Raw genomic sequence first — 19,599 nt, forward strand, 5'->3', positions numbered from 1 at the left:
CCGATGAGGACTCAAACCGCCCCCGAGCTGCAGATTTTGCGCTGGTTCAACACGCCCGCGCCGCTGTCGCTGGCTGCGCTGCGCGGCCGGGTAGTGCTGGTTGAGGCGTTCCAGATGCTCTGTCCCGGCTGTGTCTCGCACGGGCTGCCGCAGGCGCAGCGGGTGCGGCAGCTGTTCGCGCGCGAAGACGTGGAGGTGATCGGCCTGCACGCCGTGTTCGAACACCATGCGGCGATGACGCCGGTAGCGCTGGAGGCGTTCCTGCACGAATACCGGATCGGCTTCCCGGTGGGCGTGGATGCGCCGTCCGAGACCGGCCCGATCCCGCGCACCATGGCCGCCTACGGCATGCGCGGCACCCCCACGCTGCTGCTGGTCGACCGCGCCGGCCGCCTGCGTCAGCATCACTTCGGCCAGGTGGACGACCTGGCGCTGGGCGCGCAGATCGCGCAGCTGATCGGCGAGGCACCGCCGGCCAGCGCCAGCGGAGCGGCCTGCAGCGTGGACGGCAGCTGCGGCTGACGGCTCAGCCGTCCAGCGCTTCCCAGCGCGCGTAGGCGGCGTCCAGTTCGGCCTGCTGCGCGGCCAGTTCCGCATTCGCGCGCTGCTGGGCGGCGGCGTCCTGCCGGTAGAACGCCGGGTCCTGCATGGCGGCGCTGCGCGCGGCGATGTCGGTTTCCAGCTGTTCGATCTTCGCGGGCAGCAGCTCCAGTTCGCGCTGGTCCTTGTAGCTGAGTTTCTTTTTCGCCGAAGCCGGCGCTGCGGCGGGCGGCACCGAGGCAGCGGAGGCCGCGACGGGCGGGGCCGCGGCCGGGGTCGTCGCGGTGGCGGGTGCCGGCCGCTGCCGCAGCCAGTCGGTGTAGCCGCCGACGTAGTCGCCCAGCCGGCCGTCGCCTTCCAGCGCCAGCGTGCCGGTGACGACGTTGTCGAGGAAGTCGCGGTCGTGGCTGACCAGCAGCAGCGTGCCGCTGTAGTCCAGCAGCAATTCCTCCAGCAGCTCCAGCGTTTCCACGTCGAGATCGTTGGTCGGTTCGTCCATCACCAGCAGGTTGGAGGGCTGCGCGAACAGCCGCGCCAGCAGCAGGCGGTTGCGCTCGCCGCCGGACAGGCGAGTGATCGGCGCGCGCGCGCGCTCCGGCGAGAACAGGAATTCCTGCAGGTAGCCGATGGCGTGCTTGCGGCTGCCGTTGATCTCCACGAAATCGCGCCCGCCGGCCACGTTCTCCAGCGCATTGCGCGATTCGTCGAGCTGGCTGCGGTGCTGGTCGAAATAGGCGATCTGCAGGTTCGTGCCCAGCGCCACCTTGCCGGCGTCGGGCGTCAGTTCGCCCAGCAGGAGCTTCAGCAGCGTGGATTTGCCGGCGCCGTTCGGGCCGATGATGCCGACGCGGTCGCCGCGCAGGATCGTGGCCGAGGCGTCGCGCAGGATGACCTTGTCGCCGAACGCCTGCGACACGCCCTCCATCTCGATGACCTTCTTCCCCGACGCCTGCGCGGCGGCGGCCTCCATCTTCACCTTGCCGGTCAGCTCGCGGCGTTCGGCGCGTTCGCGGCGCATCGCCTTGAGCGCGGTGACGCGGCCTTCGTTGCGGGTGCGGCGGGCCTTGATGCCCTGCCGGATCCACACTTCCTCCTGCGCCAGCAATTTGTCGAAGCGCGCGTTCTCCTGCGCTTCGGCGTGCAGGCGCTCCTCGCGGCGGCGCAGGTAGTTGTCGTAGTCGCCGGGCCAGCTGGTGAGCTGGCCGCGGTCGATTTCGACGATGCGGGTGGCAAGCTGGCGCAGGAAGCTGCGGTCGTGGGTGACGAAGACGATGCTGCCGGAGAACGACTTGAGGAAGCCCTCCAGCCAGTCGATCGCCTCAATGTCCAGATGGTTGGTGGGTTCGTCCAGCAGCAGGATGTCGGGGTTGCGCACCAGTGCCTGCGCCAGCAGAACGCGCCGCTTCATGCCGCCGGAGAGCGCGGAAAATTCGCTGTCGGCGGGCAGCTCCAGTCGTTCCAATACCTGTGTCACACGCCGGTCCAGATCCCAGCCGTGCTGCGCTTCGATCTGCGCCTGCGCCGCCGCCATCGCAGCCATGTCGCCGTCGTGCACGGCGTGGTGGAAGCGCACCAACAGCGCGCCAAGATCGCCCAGTCCCTCAGCCACCACGTCGAACACGCTGCCTTCAGTGGCCTGCGGCACTTCCTGCGCCATCCGCGCCACCACCACGCCGTTCTGCACGCGCAGCTCGCCGTCGTCGGGCTTGATGTCGCCGGCCATCAGCCGCATCAGGGTGGACTTGCCGGCACCGTTGCGGCCAACGATGCAGACGCGTTCGCCCGGTTCGATGCTCAGGTTGACCTGTTCGAGCAGCAGCGGGCCGCCGACGCTGTAGTCGGCGTTCTGGAATTGGAGAAGGGGCATATGCGCATTTTATCGGGTGACGGCGCTGCCTTTGCGACGCCGTCACGGCGGGCATGCACACTGTGGCCTCCCGGAGCGGATTCGATGCCCATGAACGCAGACCCGATGGCACCAGAACTGCAGGCGTTGCGCTGATTCAACGCGCCCACCCCGCCGACGCTGGACGCGCTGCGCGGCAAGGTGGTGGTGATCGAGGCGTTCCAGATGCTGTGCCCCGGCTGTGTCTCGCACGGACTTCCGCAGGCGCAGCGGGTGCGGCGGCTGTTCGCCGAAGAACAAGTGGCGGTGCTGGGCCTGCATACGGTGTTTGAGCACCACGCGGCGATGACCGAGGTGGCGCTGGAGGCCTTCCTGCACGAGTACCGGATTGATTTTCCGGTGGGTGTGGACGCGCCGTCTGACGCGGGGCCGATCCCGCGCACGATGGCCGCTTATGGCATGCGCGGCACACCGACGCTGCTGCTGATCGACAAGCAAGGGCGGCTGCGCCGGCAGTTCTTCGGTCAGGTGGAAGATCTGGTGCTGGGCGCCGAGATTGCGGTGCTGCTGGGGGAGGCGGGGTAGTTTTACGGGTTGCGGCACTTTCGCGGCATTCCGGAGGGCCTGCCCTTTGCGCGAATGTCTCCCGGCATCGACCTTCGGTTGCTGCCTCCTCCTTGATTTCGCGCAATGGGCGGGTCTGACGGGAGCCGGGTATGGTTGGGCATTGCGGAATATGGGCGTAGGAAAACTGCGTTTCCGATGCGGGTTCTTAGCTGCCTGCCGCATGCTCAGTGGCAGCCCTTGACGGGATGGGGTTCGCAGCGAAATCAAGGAGGAGCCATCGGCACAAGCCGATGGCGGAGGGCATTCGCTGCGAACCCCATCCCGGCAAGGGTGGCGGAGACCAAAAACAACGGGCCGCATCGCTGCGGCCCGTCGGTGTCGCGCTGTCGCCCTGATGCGGCTTACTTCAGCTTCGCCGCCTTCTTCAGCGCCTCGGCCTTGTCGGTCTTTTCCCACGAGAAGGCGGTGGCGGTCTGCTTCTTGCCGGCGCCGTCGGTGTAGCTGACCTGCTTGGGCTTGCGACCGAAGTGGCCGTAGCTGGCAGTGGGCTGGTAGATCGGGTGCAGCAGGTCGAGCATGCGCGAGATGGCGTACGGACGCAGGTCGAAGTGGGCGCGGATCAGCTTCTCGATCACGTCGTCGCCGACCTTGCCGGTGCCGAAGGTGGTCACCGAGATCGAGGTCGGCTGGGCCACGCCGATGGCGTAGCTGACCTGCACTTCGCACTTGTCGGCCAGGCCGGCGGCCACGATGTTCTTCGCCACGTAGCGCGCGGCGTAGGCGGCCGAGCGGTCGACCTTGGACGGGTCCTTGCCGGAGAACGCGCCGCCGCCGTGGCGGGCCATGCCGCCGTAGGTGTCGACGATGATCTTGCGCCCGGTCAGGCCGCAGTCGCCCACCGGGCCGCCGATCACGAACTTGCCGGTCGGGTTGATGTGGATCTTGCTCTTGGGCAGCGCGTCCAGCCACTTGGCCGGCAGCACCGGGGCGAGGATGTGGGTGCGCACCGCCTCGACCAGATCCTTGTGCTTGATGTCCGGATCGTGCTGGGTGGACAGCACCACGGCGTCGAGGCCGAGCACCTTGTGGCCGTCGTAGCGCAGCGTCACCTGCGACTTGGCGTCCGGGCGCAACCACTTCAGCTTGCCACTCTTGCGCACCTTGGCCTGCTGTTCCACCAGCCGGTGGCTGTAGTACAGCGGCGCAGGCATGTATTCCGGCGCCTCGTTGCAGGCGTAGCCGAACATCAGGCCCTGGTCGCCGGCGCCCTGATCCTCGGGCTTCTTGCGGTCCACGCCCTGGTTGATGTCGGGCGACTGCTTGCCGAGCATGTTGATGATGGCGCAGGTGTGGCCGTCGAAGCCGACGTTGGAATTGTCGTAGCCGATGTCGTTGATCACCTTGCGCGCCAGCGCCTCGATGTCCACCCACGCCGAGGTGGTGACTTCGCCGGCCACGATCGCCGCGCCGGTCTTCACCAGCGTTTCGCAGGCCACGCGGGCGTGCTTGTCCTGGGCAATGATCGCGTCCAGCACCGCATCGGAGATCTGGTCTGCGACCTTGTCCGGATGGCCTTCGGACACCGATTCGGAGGTGAACAGGTAGCTCGACATCGCTTTATATCCTTGTATTCGGATGGAAAGATGGGCGCGCATGATACCGTCATCCGCGCCGGCGTGCATCATGCGCCCATTCACCCACGATTGCCCGAGGCGGGGCTGCGGTTAGCATCGCGGCATGGATTCCATCACCCATCTGTTTTATGGCGGCGTGATTGCCGCCGCCATCGCCCCGCGTGCGCACCGGCGCGCGGCCCTGCTGGCGGGCGCGGCGATCAACACGCTGCCCGATCTCGACGTGATTCCGCTGTTGCTGCTTTCCGATGATCCGGTCCAGAGGATGACCTGGCACCGCGCCGCGACTCATTCGTGGCTGGTGCTGCCGTTCGTGGCCTGGGCGCTGTGGGCGTTCTTCCGCCGCCGTGGCGGGCGGGTGGCGCAGGCGCCGCGGCGCTGGTGGTGGGCGATCTTCGTTTGCATGATGGCGCATCCGCTGCTGGATTCCTTCACCGTCTACGGCACCCAACTGCTGTGGCCGCTGCCGCTGCGACCGCTGATGTGGAGCAGCCTGTTCATCGTCGATCCGCTGTTTACCCTGCCGTGGCTGCTGGCGTTCGCGCTGGCGTTGGTCGCCGGCGCGCGGCGTTGGGGTACGCCGGTGCTGGCCTGCGGGATCGCGCTGGGCGTGGGCTATCTGGGCTGGTCGCTGGCGGCCAAGACGCTCATCGAACGGCAGGCGGGCGCCAGCCTTGCGCAGATGGGGTTGGCCGATGCGCCGCGTTTCTCGGTGCCGATGCCGCTGACGACCCTGCTGTGGCGCGAGGTGGCGATGACGCCGGACGGCTACGTCGAGGGCTTCCGCTCCTTGGTGGCCGATCGCGGGCCGATGGTCTTCGTGCCGCACCGCTGCGATCAGGCCGCGCTGGCGCAAACGCGCGCGCTGCCCGCGGTGCAGAGACTGGAATGGTTCACCCGCGGCTTCGTCTGCGCGCAGGCGCAGGATGACGTGCTGGTGCTGGACGATCTGCGGATGGGCAGCGAGGGCGACTACTTTTTCCGTTTCGCGGTGGCGCGTCGCTCCGGCGTCGGTTGGGTGTCGATGCCCCCGCAGCAGCTGCGTGGCGAGCCTGCCGATCCCGGCGTGCTCTGGGATGCGATCTGGGTGCGCATCTGGCGGCCGGCTCAGGCGGCGACGGGCAGCTCCGGCGTGACGCCCGCGGCCAGCGCGTCGAAATAATCGGCGGTCAGGCGCAGCTGCGCGTCGCTACTTTGCGCGAGGTTGACCACGGCGCGGAAAGCGGCGTTCTCGGGGCGATCCTTGGCGTACCAGCCGAGGTGCTTGCGGGCGATGCGCACGCCCGCTTCCTCTCCGTAGAAAGCGTGCAGGGCGCGCAGGTGCTCCAGCAGGATGCGCCCGACTTCGGCGGGCGTCGGTTCCGGGCGCAGGGCGCCGGTGGCCAGATAGTGGGCGATGGCGCCCGGCAGCCACGGCCGGCCCTGCGCGGCGCGGCCGATCATCACCGCGTCGGCCTGGGTGTGGCGAAGCACGAAGGCGGCCTTCTGCGGCGAGTCGATGTCGCCGTTGGCGATCACCGGGATGCGCAGGCGCGATTTCACTTCGGCGATGGTGTCGTATTCGGCGTGGCCGGCGTAGTGCTGGTCGCGGGTGCGGCCGTGGATCGCCAGCGCCCGGATCCCCGCACCCTCGGCGATGCGCGCGATCTCCAGCGCATTCCTGTGCGCGGCGTCCCAGCCGGTGCGGATCTTCAGCGTCACCGGCACGTCCACCGCGGCGACCACGGTGGCGACGATGCGGGCGACCCGCGGCGGGTCGCGCATCAGCGCGCTGCCGGCCAGAACGTTGCAGACCTTCTTCGCCGGGCAGCCAAGGTTGATGTCGATGATCTGCGCGCCGTGGTCGACGTTGAAGCGCGCTGCATCGGCCATGACGGACGGTTCGGTGCCGGCGATCTGAACGCTGACCGGCTCCGGTTCGCCGGCGTGGTCCATGCGGGTGCGCGACTTGGCGGTGTGCCAGAAGCGCGGGTCGGAGGTGGTCATTTCCGACACCGCCAGCCCGGCACCCAGTCGTTTGACCAGCAGCCGGAACGGCTTGTCGGTTACCCCCGCCATCGGCGCCAGGATCACTTCGGGGTCGATACGGTAGGGGCCGATCTGCATGCGCGCATTCTACGCAACGCGAAACGGCCGCAGCGCGGCCGTTCGCGGGGGGTCAGTCGGGGATTACTGCAGTAGCGAGCGCAGCATCCACGCGTACTTCTCGTGGGTCTGCAGGCGCTGGGTCAGCAGGTCTTCGGTCGGTGCGTCGTCGGCGTCGACGGCGACCTCCAGCGCGGCGCGCGCGGTGCGGCACACTGCCTCGTTGCCGTCCACCAGTTGCTGCACCATCTCGTGCCAGGCCGGCGGCGCGGTCATGCCGGGTTCTTCCCTGATCGAGGCCAGACGGGCGAATTCGGCGTAGCTGCCGGGGGCGTGGAAGCCCAGTGCGCGGATGCGCTCGGCGATCTCGTCCAGCGCGGTCCACTGTTCGGTGTACTGGGCCTCGAACATGGTGTGCAGGGTGTTGAACATCGGCCCCGTCACGTTCCAGTGGAAGTTGTGGGTCTTCAGGTACAGCGTGTAGCTGTCGGCAAGGAAGTGCGACAGCGCGCCGGCAATGGTGCCGCGGTCGCGCTCGCTGATGCCGATGTCGACCGCAGGCGCGCTGGCGGCAGGCGGCGTCTTGGCCTTTTTCGTGGATTTGGCGGGTTTGCTGTTGGCCATGTCGAACTCCTGTCCACATTGGAGGGGGGCAGCGGCGACAATACGCGGATTCCGCATCGACCTGAAATCGAAAGAACCGCTGCCAGCCATTCATGGGGCCGATCGACGCCAATCGCAAGCCTGCCGAGCGGGCCACGCCGCGCACCGCGCGCCGCGCCGTGGATGCGGCGCTGTGCCAGGATCGTGGCCGCCTGCTGGGGCTGCTGCGCAAGTGGCAGGCGCATCCGGAGGATGCCGCCCTGCGCGAGGCGTTCCAGTCCCGCCTGCAGGCGTCGGTGGCAGAGCGCGAACGCCGCGCCGCGCAGCTGCCCAAGGCGGAGGTCGTCGGGGAATTGCCGATCGCGGCCAAGGCCGAGGCCATCGTCGAATTGATCCGAAGGCATCAGGTCGTGGTGATCGCCGGCGAAACCGGCAGCGGCAAGACCACCCAGCTGCCGAAGATGTGCCTGGCGGCCGGGCGCGGCGCGGCGGGGATGATCGGCTGCACCCAGCCGCGGCGGCTGGCCGCGCGCGCGGTGGCCAAGCGGGTGGCCGAAGAGCTGCAGGTGCCGCTGGGCGGCGCGGTCGGCTATCAGGTGCGCTTCAACGATGCGGTCAGCGAGGCCACCGCGGTCAAGTTCATGACCGACGGCATCCTGCTGGCGGAAATCCAGACCGACCGCCGGCTGTCCAGGTACGACACCCTGATCATCGACGAGGCCCACGAGCGCAGCCTCAACATCGATTTCCTGCTGGGCTATCTGAAGCAGCTGCTGCCGCGCCGACCCGACCTCAAGCTGATCGTCACCTCGGCCACGATCGATACGGCGCGCTTCGCCGAGCACTTCGGCGGCGCGCCGGTGGTCGGCGTGGAAGGGCGCGGCTATCCGGTGGAAGTGCGTTATCGGCCGCTGGGTGAGCCGGCGCGTGCCGGCGGACAACTTGTCCGCCGCGCCGGCGAACGCCCGGCCACGGATGGCCGGGCAGGGCGACCCGAAGGCGTCGAGGTTTCGCCAAGGATGGCAGCGGAATCGTTGGAAGGAGCGGGCGAGCGCAGCGTCAGCGATGCCATCGTCGCCGTCTGTGACGAGATCCAACGCGAGAAGGGCCTGGGCGATGTCCTGATCTTCCTCCCCGGCGAGCGCGAGATCCGCGACGTGCATCGGGCGCTGGAATCGCGCAAATACCGCCACACCGAGGTACTGCCGCTGTATGCGCGACTGTCGGCCAAGGACCAGGATCGGGTGTTCCATCCGGGTTCGCAGCGGCGGATCGTGCTGGCCACCAATGTCGCCGAAACCTCGTTGACGGTGCCGCGCATCCACTACGTGATCGACCCCGGGCAGGCCCGGGTCAAGCGCTACAGCCCGCGCCAGAAGCTCGACCGCCTGCATGTCGAGGACATTTCGCAGGCCAGCGCCAACCAGCGCGCCGGCCGCTGCGGTCGCATCGCGCCGGGGGTGTGCTATCGGCTGTATTCGGAAGCCGATTTTGCCGCGCGCGCCGAGTTCACCGATCCGGAAATCCGCCGCGCGGCGTTGGCGGGCGTGATCCTGCGCATGCTGGCGCTGGGGCTGGGAGAGATCGAGAAATTCCCGTTCCTCGAGGCGCCCGACTCCAGAGCGATTGCCGATGGATGGCAGCAGCTGGCCGAGCTGGGCGCGATCGATGCGCGGCGCAAACTCACCGCGGTTGGCCGCGCGATGGCCAGGCTGCCGATCGACGTCAAGCTGGCGCGCATGCTGGTGGCCGCGCGCGGCCACGGCGTGCTGGACGACGTGCTGGTGATCGCCAGCTTCCTCGGCGTGCAGGATCCGCGCGAACGTCCGGCCGACGCCCGCGCCGCTGCCGATGCGGCGCACGCGCAGTTTGCCGATCCCAAGTCGGAATTCATCGGCATCCTCAAGCTGTGGCGGGCCTATCGCGAAGCCCACGAAGCGATGACCCAGTCGCAGCTGCGCAAGTGGGCTGACAAGCACTTCCTCGGCTTCCTGCGCCTGCGCGAATGGTGGGAGCTGCACCGTCAGTTGAAGCTGCAGTGCGAGGAAACGGGGTCAGGTTCACTTCCTGCGAAAACTGAACCTGACCCCGTTTCCTTCCACCGCGCCCTGCTCGCCGGCCTGCCCACCCAGATCGGCCACCGCGGTGACAAGGGGCTGTACGACGGCCCGCGCGGGCGCAAGTTCGCGCTGTTCCCCGGCTCGAAGCTGGCCAGCAAGCCGCCGCCGTGGCTGCTGTCGGCCAATCTGCTGGACACCGAAAAAGTCTGGGCGCTGACCAATGCCGCGATCGAGCCGGACTGGGTGATCGCCGAGCTGCCACATCTGCTCTCGCGCCGCCAACACGACCCGCACTGGTCGCGGGCGCAGGGGCGGGTGCTGGGCAGCGAGCAGATCAGTCTGTTCGGGCTGGTGCTGGCGCCGAAGAAGCCGGTGCACTACGGCGCGCTGTTTCCGGAGGAGAGCCGTGCGATCTTCGTGCGCGAGGCGCTGCTGACCGGCGAGATCAACACCCGCAGCGCGTTCGTCGCGCGCAACCTGCGCACGCTGGAACTGGCGAAACAGGAAGAGGCCAAGCAGCGCCGCGTCGGTCTGGTGGTGGACGAGGACTGGCAGGCGCGCTGGTATCTGGACCGGCTTCCTCCGCACGTTCACAACGCGCAGGCGCTGGATGCTTGGTACGGGAAACTGTCGAAGGACAGAAAGACCGCGCTGGAGTGGAGCCGCGACGAGCTGCTGGTGGCCGACCAGAGCGATGCCGCGCGCTTCCCGGCCTACTTGCCCTTGGGCGAGGCGCGGCTGGCCGTGCTCTACCGCTTCGAGCCGGGCGCGGTGGACGACGGCATGACCGTGGCGGTGCCGCTGCACCTACTTGGCGCGCTGGATCCGGCGCGGCTGTCGTGGCTGGCGCCGGGCTTCGTCGAGGACAAGGCGGCGGCGCTGATCAAGGCCCTGCCGAAGGCGCTGCGGCGCAACTTCGTTCCGGCTCCGGACTTTGCCCGCGCCTTTGCCGAGGCCTATCCGCAGCCGGAGGCAGACAGCATCGAGGGCGCGCTGGCGCGTTTCCTGCAAAAACTCTCTGGCGTGGCGGTGGCGGCGACCGATTTCGACGCGGCGGCGCTGGAGCCGCATCTGTGCGCCAATCTGCGCCTGCTCGACGGCAAGGCGGTGCTGGCTGAATCACGCGATCTCGCCGACTTGCGCGCCCGCTTCGGCCGACGCGCCGCCGATGCGTTCGCCCGCCACGCCGCGCAGGGCATGGCGCAGGCGGGCCTGACCGACTTTCCGTCGCACCCCGTTCCCGTCAGCGTGCCCGGTGCCGGCGGCGTGCCCGCCTATCCCGCCTTGCAGGACGACGGCGACAGTGCCTCCCTGGCGCTGCACGCCGATCGCGAACTCGCCGAGCGCCTGCACCCGCAGGGCGTGCGCCGACTGCTGGCGATTGCGCTCGCGGACAAGTGCCGGCAGGCGCGCAAGCAGCTGCCGATCCAGCCCAAGCTGTCGCTGCTGTACGCGGCGATCGAATCGAATGCGCCGCGCAAGGATGGCCTGAAGGACGCCGACCGCCTGCGCGCCGATCTGGTCGACGGCGCGTTCGCGACGCTGACCGCCGACGACCTGCTGCAGGTGCGCGCCGCCGACGCCTTCACGGCGCGCCGCGACGCCATCGGCCGGGCCCTGTTCGGCGAGGCGATGGCCCGCCTCGCGCAGGCAGAGGCCATCCTCACGCAGGTGGCCGAGGTGCGGGCCAGGCTGGAGTCGACATTGATCGGCTGGGCGCGCGCCAATCTCGACGACATGCGCGCCCAGCTCGACGCGCTGGTCGCGCCCGGCTTCCTGCGCAGCACGCCGGCCGACGCGCTGGCCGACTACCCGCGCTGGTTGAAGGCACTCGGCCTGCGCGCCGAACGCGCCCAGCGCGATCCGGTCAGGGACCAGGCGCGGATGCTGGAACTCAAACCCTTCGTCGATGCGCTGGCGGCCGCCGATCCGCGCGACCCGGATGCCCGGGCGCTGCGCTGGGAATTGGAGGAGCTGCGGGTGCAGCTGTTCGCGCAGGAACTTGCCGTCAAGGGTCGCGTTTCCCTCAAACGCCTCGGCGACCGCCTCCAGCGCCTGCATCCCGCCTGACGCCGCACTTCCCGTCGCCACGATCACTGGCCCGCCACGCGCGGCCCGGCTACTGTAGAGCGCATGCACGCGGCCGCGATCCCCACAGCCATCCGCTATGACGACGCCTTGGCGCGCCTGCCGGAAGGCGCGCTGCCGGTCGCGCTGGCGCAGCTGTGGCTGGGCCAGGCGCAGTCCGGTGCGGCGATGCGCGACCGTCCCGAGGTGCTGGTCGATACCCTCGCCATCCTGTCCACGCTCAACGCCGATGCCGAGGTGCTGGCCGCGACGCTGCTGGATGCGCTGATGGATGTTGGCAGGCACGCGCAGGAGGCCGGCGTCGCGGTGCCGGAACGGCTGCAGGCGCTGCTGGAGGGCCAGCGCGCGGCCAGCCGGGTGTGGGCGCTGCACCGCAGCCACGGCAGCGGGCGCAACCCCGAAGGCATGCGCCGCTTGCTGCTGGCGCTGGTGCGCGACCTGCGGGTGGTCCCCATCGTGCTGGCACGCCAGCTCTCGCGGCTGCGCGCGGCGTGGCGGCTGCCGGTTGGCGAGCAGCAGGCGCTGGCGCGACTGACCCGCGACATCCACGCACCGCTGGCCAATCGGCTGGGCATCGGCCAGCTGAAGTGGGAGCTGGAGGATCTCGCCTTCCGCATCCTGCAGCCCGCCGATTACCTGCACATCGCGCGTTCGCTGGACGATAACCGCACGGGCCGCGAGCGCTACATCGAGCGGGTCAAGGCGCGCCTGCGCGACGCGCTGGCCGCGCAGGGGATCGATGCCGATATCGCCGGTCGCCCCAAGCACATCTACAGCATCTGGAAGAAGATGCGGCGCAAGGCGCTGCCGATCGAGGAACTCTACGATCTGCGCGCCCTGCGCGTGCTGGTCGACGACGTGGCCGCCTGCTACGCCGTGCTCGGTCTGGTGCACGCGCTGTGGGTGCCGATCCCCAGCGAGTTCGACGACTACATCGCAAGGCCCAAGCCCAACGGCTACCGTTCGCTGCATACCGCGGTGATCGGGCCGGAAGGCAAGACCGTCGAAGTCCAGATCCGCACCCGCGAGATGCACGCGCAGTCGGAGCTGGGCGTGGCCGCGCACTGGCGCTACAAGGAGGGCGGCAGCGCGGCGAGCGCGGCGATGGACAAGCGCATCGCCTGGATGCGCGGGCTGCTGGAACAGGCCGCCGAGGCCGCGCGCGAGGGCGAGGCGGCGCCGCTGCAGGGGGTGGACAGCGATCTGGTCGAGGACCGGGTGTACGCGCTGACGCCCAAGGGCGAGGTGATCGATCTGCCGCAGGGCGGCACCGTGCTGGATTTCGCCTACCAGGTCCACACCATGGTCGGGCACCGCTGCCGCGGAGCCAAGGTCGATGGCCGGATCGTGCCCTTGACCTACGCGCTGCACACCGGCGAGCGGGTCGAGATCCTCACCGGCAAGGCGCCAGATCCCAGCCGCGACTGGCTGGTGGCCAGCAATGGCTTCCTCGCCAGCAGCCGCTCGCGCGAGAAGGTGCGCTCGTGGTTCAACAAGCTCGACCGCGCGCGCAACCTGCAAGCCGGGCGCGAGCTGCTCGACCACGACCTGCGCCGGATGGGCCTGCTGCACGCCGACCTGACGCCGGTGCTGGCGCGCTTCAATGCTCCGAGCGTCGATGACCTGCTGGTGGCGATCGCGCTGGGCGACGTCGGGCCGGGGGCGGTCGGTCGCGCCCTGCTGGAACTGGAACGCGCGGCGCAAACGCCGGAGCCGTCCCCCGCGCCGGCAGCGCCTGCAGGGCTGGACGCCGCCAGCCGCAGCAGCGGCGGCACCGTCACCGTGCAGGGCGTCGACAACCTGCTGGCGCAGGTGGCGCGCTGCTGCCAGCCGCTGCCGGGCGAGCCGATCGTCGGCTACCTCACCCGTTCGCGCGGGGTCAGCGTCCATCGTCCCGACTGCGCGGCCTTCAATCGACTGGTGGCGAAGGAGCCGGCGCGTGCGCTGCCGGTGGATTGGGGCGCACGACAGGGCGGGCAGGCGGTCGCGCTGCGGATCGACGCCATCGACCGCAAGGCCCTGCTCAAGGACATCACCACCCTGGTCGCCCAGCTCGGCGTGCACGTGCTGAGCCTGCATTCGGAGCAGCAGCGCGGCGGTTACGGCCGCGTGCGGGTGGCGCTGCACGTGCGGGTGGCGGATTTCGGCCAGCTGGCGCTGCTGCTGGCGCGGCTGGAGTCGTTGCCCGGCGTGCGTTCGGCGCGACGGGATTGAGGCAATGCCGATCTAGCCCGATCAAGCCGGCGCCTACGCGGCGGCTTCGCAGACCCGGATTCAAGGAAGCGTCATCCGACTGCGCTAGACTGCACGCGGCTGTACCCGTGACGCGCTGGAGTTTCCCGTTCGCCCATGCCCCGGATCGAAGACGATGACCTGCGCGACGGGGACGACGAGGACGTCGACGCGGGCGATTCAGGCGGCGGCGGACGCGGCGGCTTGCTGCGGCTGGTTCTGTTCGGCCTGGCCCTGCTGCTGGGTTTCCTGATTCCCTACCTGCTCTATCTCAACCACGAGGTGGGCGAACGCTTCGGCAAGCTACGGTGGCAGGTGCCGACCCGGGTGTATGCGCGCCCGCTGGTGCTGCGCGACGGGCTGGCGATGGATGCCCAGACCCTGCAAATCGAGCTGGAAGCCGCCGCCTATCGCCCCGGCGATGGCAAGGCGGCGGGCAGCTACGCCCGCAATGGTGCGCGCTGGCGGATTTCCAGCCGCGGGTATGACGACATCGACGGGCGGGTGGCGCCGGCGGTCGTCGACGTCACGTTGCTCGGCGGCACGGTGGCGACGATTCGCGATGTTTCCGGCAAGCGCATGCTGCGCAGCGCGCGCATGGATCCGGCGCGGATCGCGACCCTGTACGGCCAGCTGCAGGAAGAACGTCGGCTGGTGCGGATCGACGAGGTTCCCGAATTGCTCGTCACCGGACTGCAGGCGGTCGAGGATCGCGATTTCAACCACCATATCGGGATCGATTTCAGCGGGATGCTGCGCGCGGTCTTCGTCAACCTGAAATCGGGCGGCGAGACCCGGCAGGGCGCCAGCACCCTGACCCAGCAACTGGCGCGCAGCGGCCTGCTCGGGATCGGCAAGGAACAGACCTACCGCCGCAAGTTCAAGGAAATCCTGTTCGCGCTGCTGCTGGAAGCCCGCTACGACAAGCGCACGATCATGGAGGCCTACCTCAATCAGGTCGATCTCGGCCAGAACGGCGCGCAGTCCATTCGCGGCGTGGCCGCGGCTTCCGAATTCTGGTTCGGCAAGGACCTGAAGAACCTTGCGCCCGAGCAGATCGCGTTGCTGATCGGCATGGTCAAGGGACCGTCCTGGTACAACCCGCGGCGCAACCCGGAGCGCGCGCTGGAGCGCCGCAATTTCGTGCTCAAGCAGATGCTGGACACGCGGTTGATCGACGAGGCGACCTACCACCGCGCGGTCGCGGCCCCGCTCGGCGTTGCCGCCACGCCCGGGACGCCCAACGCCAATCGCTTCCCGGGCTATGTCGATCTCGTGCGCAAGCAGCTGGCGCGCGACTATCCCGCCGACCAGCTTTCCGGCGCGGGCCTGATCGTGATGACGGGCATGTCGCCGTCGGCCCAGGGCTACGCCGAAGGCGCGGTGAAGCGCACGCTCGCTGCGCTGGACCGCCGGGGGAGGCCGCCGCTGGAGGCCGGGCTGGTGATGACCGACGTCCACAACGGCGATGTGCTGGCGGTGGTCGGTTCGCGCAATTTCACCGAACCCGGCTTCAATCGCGCGGTGGATGCGCGCCGTCCGGTCGGTTCGTTGCTCAAGCCGTTCGTGTACCTGCTGGCGTTTTCGCAACCGGACAGGTGGTCGCTTGCCACCACGATCAGCGATGCGCCGGTCGAGATCGGTCTCGGCCGCGGGCGGGTGTGGAAGCCGGGCAATTCCGACGGGCGCAGCCACGGTGACGTCCCGCTGGTCGACGCGCTGGCGCACAGCTACAACCAGGCCACGGTGCGGCTCGGGATGGAGGTGGGAACGCAGCGGATTTCCGACCTGATCCATGTCCTGGCGGGGATCACGACCGAACCGCAACCTTCGCTGATCCTCGGGGCGACCGACCAGAGCCCGTTCGCGATGGCGCAGCTGTACGAATTCCTCGCTTCCGAGGGCGAGATCCATCCGCTGCATGCGGTGCGCGGCGTGCTCGATCCCCAGGGGCACGCGATCAAGCGCTATGACAGCTCGGCGCCGCCGGCGCAGCCGGGCGATTCGCTGGCGGCGCGGCTGGTCGGCAACGCATTGCAGTTCGTTGTCACCTCGGGAACCGGCACCGGGCTGCTTCGCGACGGCCTCGGGCGGCTGGCGCCGGCCGGCAAGACCGGGACCAGCAACGACGGCCGCGACAGCTGGTTTGCCGGCTACACCGGCGACCACCTCGCCGTGGTCTGGGTGGGCAACGACCAGAACCAGCCGACCGGGCTGTACGGCGCGTCCGGCGGCATGCGGGTCTGGTCCGACATTTTCCGGCGCATGCCGAGCGCGCCGCTGCGGCTGTCGAACGAGGGCATCGACTGGCGCTGGGTGCTGGACGGGCAGAGCACCGATCCGGATTGTCCGGGCGCCCGCCATTACCCGTTCGTGGCCGGCCACGCGCCTGCCTACCAGCCGTGCCAATATGCGCCGCCGCCGGAATTCGACGAGTTCGGCAACCCGCTGCCGGCGCCCGATCCGGATGCTGCCGGTGGCGATCCGCTGGATCGAGCGGGCCAGTTCTTCCGCAATCTTTTCGGCGGCGACGATCCGGCCAAGCGGGAGCCGTCGCAGCCGCCGCAGCAGCAGGCACAGCCGCCGCGTCCGGCGCCCGCACCTGCGCCTCCGTCGCCTGCACCGCAACCGGTTCAGTGAGTTCACTGTCGCCCTCCCACGGTCGGCTTGCGCGGGAAGCCAGCGCCGCGCTCGGTGCCGGTTCCGCGTTGGCCGGTGCGTTCCCGGGTTTTGCACAGCGTCCGGCCCAGCAGCGGCTTGCTGCGGAAATTGCGGACACCGTGGAAGCTCTCGACGTCCTGCTTGCCGAGGCCGGCACCGGCACCGGCAAGACCTTCGCCTACCTCGTTCCCATTCTGCTGTCGGGCGCGCGCACGATCGTTTCCACCGGCACCCGTGCGCTGCAGGACCAGCTGTTCCTGCGCGACCTGCCGCGGTTGCTCGGGGCACTGGGCGTCGAACGCAAGGTGGCCTTGCTCAAGGGCCGCGCCAATTACCTGTGCCACTACCGGATGGAGCTGGCCCGACAGGAGCCGCGTTTCCAGCAGGGCCCGCTGGCGGTGCAGCTGCAGCAGATCGTGGACTGGAGTCGGCAGACCCGCAGCGGCGACCTGGCCGAACTCGACGGCCTGCCGGAAGATTCGCCGCTGTTGCCGCAGGTGACATCGACCGCGGAAAACTGCCTTGGCACCGCCTGCCCGTTCTGGAGCGAGTGCTTCGTCGTGCGCGCCCGCCAGCGGGCGCAGGCGGCGGACCTGGTGGTGGTCAACCACCACCTGCTGTTGGCCGACCTCGCGCTGAAGGAGGAAGGGTTTGGCGAAATCCTGCCCGGCGCGGAAGCCTATGTGGTCGATGAAGCCCACCAGCTTCCCGAACTGGCCGCGCAGTTCTTCGGCGAGTCCCTCAGCCTGCGCGCGCTGACCGAGCTGGGCGCCGATGCCATCGCTGAGTGCCGCAATCTGCCCGGCGCGCTGGCCGCCGTGCAGGGGCCGTCGCGCGCGCTGGAGATGGCGGCCCGGGCGGCGCGCGCGGCGATGGATGCCCTGCCGTCGCGCGGCACCGCGTCGCGGGCGCTGGCGGCGGTAGACGTCGAACCGGCGTTTGCGACCCTGGTTGCTGCCCTGCAGGACCTGGTCCGCGCGCTGGAACCGCTGCGTGAGGCCGCCGCCGGGTTCGACACCTGCCATTTGCGCGCCACCCTGTCGCTGGCGCGTCTCCAGCGCTGGCTGGACGAAACCGGGTCGGGGTCGCTGCCCGATGCGGGTTTCGAGGACAAGGGAGAATCGTGGTCGGAAAGCGGGTCCGATCCCGTTTCGGTTCACTGGTATGAACTCACTCCGCGCGGCTTTCGTCTCCAGCGCACGCCGCTGGACGTGTCCGAACCGCTACGGGCGCATCGCGAGCGCTCGGGTGCCGCCTGGGTGTTCACTTCGGCGACGCTCGCGGTGGCCGGCGGTTTCCGCCACGCGGCGCGGCGCCTCGGTATCACGCAGGCGCGCGAAACGATCGAACCCAGTCCCTTCGACTGGCCGCGGCAGGCGCTGTGCTACCTGCCGCCCGGTTTGCCGGAGCCGGCTTCGCGCGACTACACGCGCCGCGTGATCGACGCGGTGTTGCCGGTGCTCGAAGCCTCCGGCGGGCGCGCCTTCCTGCTGTTCGCTTCGCACCGCGCCCTGCGGGAGGCCGAAAACTGCCTGCGCGGAGTCCCCTGGCCGCTGTTCGTGCAGGGCAGCGAGCCGCGTCATGCGCTGCTGCAGCGGTTCCGGGCGTCCGGCAACGGCGTGCTGCTGGGCACCGCCAGTTTTCGCGAGGGCGTGGATGTGGCCGGCGATGCGCTCAGCGTGGTGGTGATCGACAAACTGCCGTTTGCCGCCCCCGACGATCCGGTGTTCGAAGCGCGGCTCGACGCCATACGCCGTGCCGGCGGCAATCCGTTCCGCGACGAGCAACTGCCGCAGGCGGTGATCGCGCTCAAGCAGGGCGCGGGGCGGCTGATCCGCACCGAGACCGACCGCGGCGTGCTGGTGCTGTGCGATCCGCGGCTGCGCAGCAAATCCTACGGACGCACCTTCCTCGATTCCCTGCCGCCGCTGCCGGCGACCTGCGAGATCAAGGACGTGGACGGTTTTTTCGCTGGCCCATAATGTCGCCATGAGACTGCTCGCTTTCGAAACCGCGACCGAGGCCTGTTCGGTGGCCGTCTGGTCCGATGGCCGGGTGCTGGAACGCTTCGAGATCGCCCCGCGTCGTCACGCGGAACTGGCCCTGCCTTGGGCCGAGGCCTTGCTTGCCGAAGCCGGGCTGGCGCGTTCACAGTTGGACGCGATTGCGGTCAGCCGCGGCCCGGGCGCATTCACGGGCGTTCGGCTGGGCATCGGGGTTGCCCAGGGAATCGCGTTGGCGCTGGATCGGCCGGTGATCGCGGTCTCGACCCTGGCGGTGCTGGCGGCTGGCTGCCTGATGGAAGATGCGTCGCTCCCTTCCGGCGAGGCTGGTTCGTCCGGGTTCCGCGTCCTTGCCGCTGTCGATGCCCGCATGGGTGAGGTTTATCTGGGTCGTTTCGCGCTGCGTTCCTGCGACGTCGCCGCGCTCGGGCCGGAGCGAGTGGTGCGCCCGGAAGCGGCGGAGATCCCGGACGGCAACGATTGGCTGGGGCTGGGAACCGGCTTCGCCGCCGCCGAAGACGCCCTTCAAGCCCGTTTGGGCGATGCGCTGGCGCGCGTGGACGCGCAGGCCCTGCCGCGCGCCGGCGTACTGGCGCGACTGGCAGCCGCCGCATTCGCACGCGGCGAGGCGGTAGCGCCGGAACGGGTCGAACCCGCCTATCTACGCGACGACGTGGCGCTCACGCTGGCGGAGCAGCAGCGGTTGCGTGCGCCCTGACCGTCCGGTTTGCGTTATTCTCCAAGGTCGACTATTCCCGAGACAAGCGAACCCCGTGACGCCGCGCTATCTGATCTTTCTTGCAGCACTGGCCCTGAGTCCGGCATTTGCCGCCGACGTGCTCTACAGCGGGCACACGCTGGAAATCGCCGATGGTCTGGATGACGGCCCGGCCCCGATCCAGCGCATGCTCAGCGCCCAGTACACCATCCCCGGAACCGGCGCCGACATCGTCAACCGGGCGCAGACCTGCGCGGGTGGCGTGCAGGGCCTGACCGTGGAATCGTCCGATCCCGATGGCGGGGCGCTGGCGCTGCGCGCGACCGCCGACTACCGCTCGGGGTTTTCCGGCTGGACCGTCCGCGGCCGTCTGGATTTTGGCGCGGCCGATGCCGCGTTCCGCATTACCGCCTCGGAAATCGCCGTCCGCCAGGGCAGCGGCGACGATGCGGCCTTCGTGCCGCTGGCCAAGGGCGCAGCCGGCTGGGAAAAGGCGCTGGATGCCCTGCTCGGTCAGGAAAACAAACTGGTCGATTGCCTGTATCGGTAGCGGGCAGCCGCC

The 19,599-nt window shown here is 69.4% G+C and carries 12 protein-coding genes and 1 pseudogene; 9 read left to right on the top strand and 4 right to left on the bottom strand.

The annotated features are described in order from the left end of the window. A partial coding sequence (locus Q0X16_RS03350; protein WP_297830632.1) for a redoxin family protein occupies positions 1 to 522 on the top strand: 522 nt, incomplete at its 5' end. Positions 523 to 526: 4 nt separating this feature from the next. Here Q0X16_RS03350 and Q0X16_RS03355 read toward each other — a convergent pair. Continuing rightward, on the bottom strand, positions 527 to 2,407 hold the full coding sequence (locus tag Q0X16_RS03355; RefSeq protein WP_297830634.1) for an ATP-binding cassette domain-containing protein: 1,881 nt from the start codon (positions 2,405 to 2,407) through the stop codon (positions 527 to 529). Positions 2,408 to 2,563: 156 nt separating this feature from the next. Between Q0X16_RS03355 and Q0X16_RS03360 the strand changes: the two are divergent. After that, positions 2,564 to 2,971, top strand: a pseudogene (locus tag Q0X16_RS03360) (TlpA disulfide reductase family protein); the annotation flags it as partial. Positions 2,972 to 3,354: 383 nt separating this feature from the next. Here the strand turns inward: Q0X16_RS03360 and metK are convergent. Then, complete coding sequence (metK, locus tag Q0X16_RS03365; protein ID WP_297830636.1) at positions 3,355 to 4,566, bottom strand: methionine adenosyltransferase; 1,212 nt, start codon at positions 4,564 to 4,566, stop codon at positions 3,355 to 3,357. Positions 4,567 to 4,690: 124 nt separating this feature from the next. On the opposite strand from metK, the gene Q0X16_RS03370 reads away from it, so the two are divergent. Further along, a complete protein-coding gene (locus Q0X16_RS03370; protein WP_297830637.1) occupies positions 4,691 to 5,749 on the top strand; it encodes a metal-dependent hydrolase in 1,059 nt (352 codons plus the stop codon). Here the strand turns inward: Q0X16_RS03370 and dusB are convergent. Together dusB and Q0X16_RS03380 are read right to left on the bottom strand one after the other, a co-directional pair. Next, positions 5,695 to 6,693: a tRNA dihydrouridine synthase DusB gene (dusB, locus tag Q0X16_RS03375; RefSeq protein WP_297830639.1), complete on the bottom strand. Its 999-nt coding sequence runs from the start codon at positions 6,691 to 6,693 to the stop codon at positions 5,695 to 5,697. The two genes, Q0X16_RS03370 and dusB, sit on opposite strands and share 55 nt — an antisense overlap. A gap of 63 nt (positions 6,694 to 6,756) precedes the next feature. After that, positions 6,757 to 7,296 (bottom strand): Dps family protein, encoded by a 540-nt coding sequence (locus Q0X16_RS03380; RefSeq protein WP_297830641.1) that lies wholly within the window; start codon positions 7,294 to 7,296, stop codon positions 6,757 to 6,759. Between the two features lie 92 nt (positions 7,297 to 7,388). Between Q0X16_RS03380 and hrpA the strand changes: the two genes are divergently transcribed. The 6 genes from hrpA to Q0X16_RS03410 all read left to right on the top strand — a co-directional run bounded on the left by hrpA (position 7,389) and on the right by Q0X16_RS03410 (position 19,587). Next, positions 7,389 to 11,405 (top strand): ATP-dependent RNA helicase HrpA, encoded by a 4,017-nt coding sequence (gene hrpA, locus Q0X16_RS03385; protein ID WP_297830642.1) that lies wholly within the window; start codon positions 7,389 to 7,391, stop codon positions 11,403 to 11,405. 186 nt (positions 11,406 to 11,591) lie between these two features. Then, the gene (locus tag Q0X16_RS03390; protein WP_297830662.1) at positions 11,592 to 13,637 is read left to right on the top strand and encodes a bifunctional (p)ppGpp synthetase/guanosine-3',5'-bis(diphosphate) 3'-pyrophosphohydrolase; all 2,046 of its coding nucleotides are present in this window, start codon (positions 11,592 to 11,594) and stop codon (positions 13,635 to 13,637) included. A 135-nt stretch (positions 13,638 to 13,772) separates the two neighbouring features. Then, positions 13,773 to 16,295: a penicillin-binding protein 1B gene (gene mrcB, locus Q0X16_RS03395; protein ID WP_297830644.1), complete on the top strand. Its 2,523-nt coding sequence runs from the start codon at positions 13,773 to 13,775 to the stop codon at positions 16,293 to 16,295. Between the two features lie 5 nt (positions 16,296 to 16,300). Beyond that, entirely contained in the window at positions 16,301 to 18,298 is a 1,998-nt protein-coding gene (locus tag Q0X16_RS03400; RefSeq protein ID WP_297830664.1) for an ATP-dependent DNA helicase, read from the top strand. 7 nt (positions 18,299 to 18,305) lie between these two features. Then, a complete protein-coding gene (tsaB, locus tag Q0X16_RS03405) occupies positions 18,306 to 19,037 on the top strand; it encodes a tRNA (adenosine(37)-N6)-threonylcarbamoyltransferase complex dimerization subunit type 1 TsaB (RefSeq protein ID WP_297830645.1) in 732 nt (243 codons plus the stop codon). 55 nt (positions 19,038 to 19,092) lie between these two features. Beyond that, positions 19,093 to 19,587, top strand: coding sequence for a hypothetical protein (locus Q0X16_RS03410; RefSeq protein WP_297830647.1), 495 nt, complete (start codon positions 19,093 to 19,095; stop codon positions 19,585 to 19,587). Positions 19,588 to 19,599: the final 12 nt, after the last annotated feature.

The organism is Thermomonas sp. (assembly GCF_025993755.1).
In the GTDB taxonomy this organism is placed as follows: domain Bacteria; phylum Pseudomonadota; class Gammaproteobacteria; order Xanthomonadales; family Xanthomonadaceae; genus Thermomonas.

What these genes read in the sequence shown, in the direction of transcription:
- Q0X16_RS03355 (WP_297830634.1), bottom strand. Translation starts at nt 2,407, where the DNA reads ATGCCCCTTCTCCAATTCCAGAACGCCGACTACAGCGTCGGCGGCCCG.
- metK (WP_297830636.1), bottom strand. Translation starts at nt 4,566, where the DNA reads ATGTCGAGCTACCTGTTCACCTCCGAATCGGTGTCCGAAGGCCATCCG.
- mrcB (WP_297830644.1), top strand. Translation starts at nt 13,773, where the DNA reads ATGCCCCGGATCGAAGACGATGACCTGCGCGACGGGGACGACGAGGAC.
- hrpA (WP_297830642.1), top strand. Translation starts at nt 7,389, where the DNA reads ATGGGGCCGATCGACGCCAATCGCAAGCCTGCCGAGCGGGCCACGCCG.
- Q0X16_RS03390 (WP_297830662.1), top strand. Translation starts at nt 11,592, where the DNA reads ATGCGCGACCGTCCCGAGGTGCTGGTCGATACCCTCGCCATCCTGTCC.
- dusB (WP_297830639.1), bottom strand. Translation starts at nt 6,693, where the DNA reads ATGCAGATCGGCCCCTACCGTATCGACCCCGAAGTGATCCTGGCGCCG.
- Q0X16_RS03370 (WP_297830637.1), top strand. Translation starts at nt 4,691, where the DNA reads ATGGATTCCATCACCCATCTGTTTTATGGCGGCGTGATTGCCGCCGCC.
- Q0X16_RS03380 (WP_297830641.1), bottom strand. Translation starts at nt 7,296, where the DNA reads ATGGCCAACAGCAAACCCGCCAAATCCACGAAAAAGGCCAAGACGCCG.
- tsaB (WP_297830645.1), top strand. Translation starts at nt 18,306, where the DNA reads ATGAGACTGCTCGCTTTCGAAACCGCGACCGAGGCCTGTTCGGTGGCC.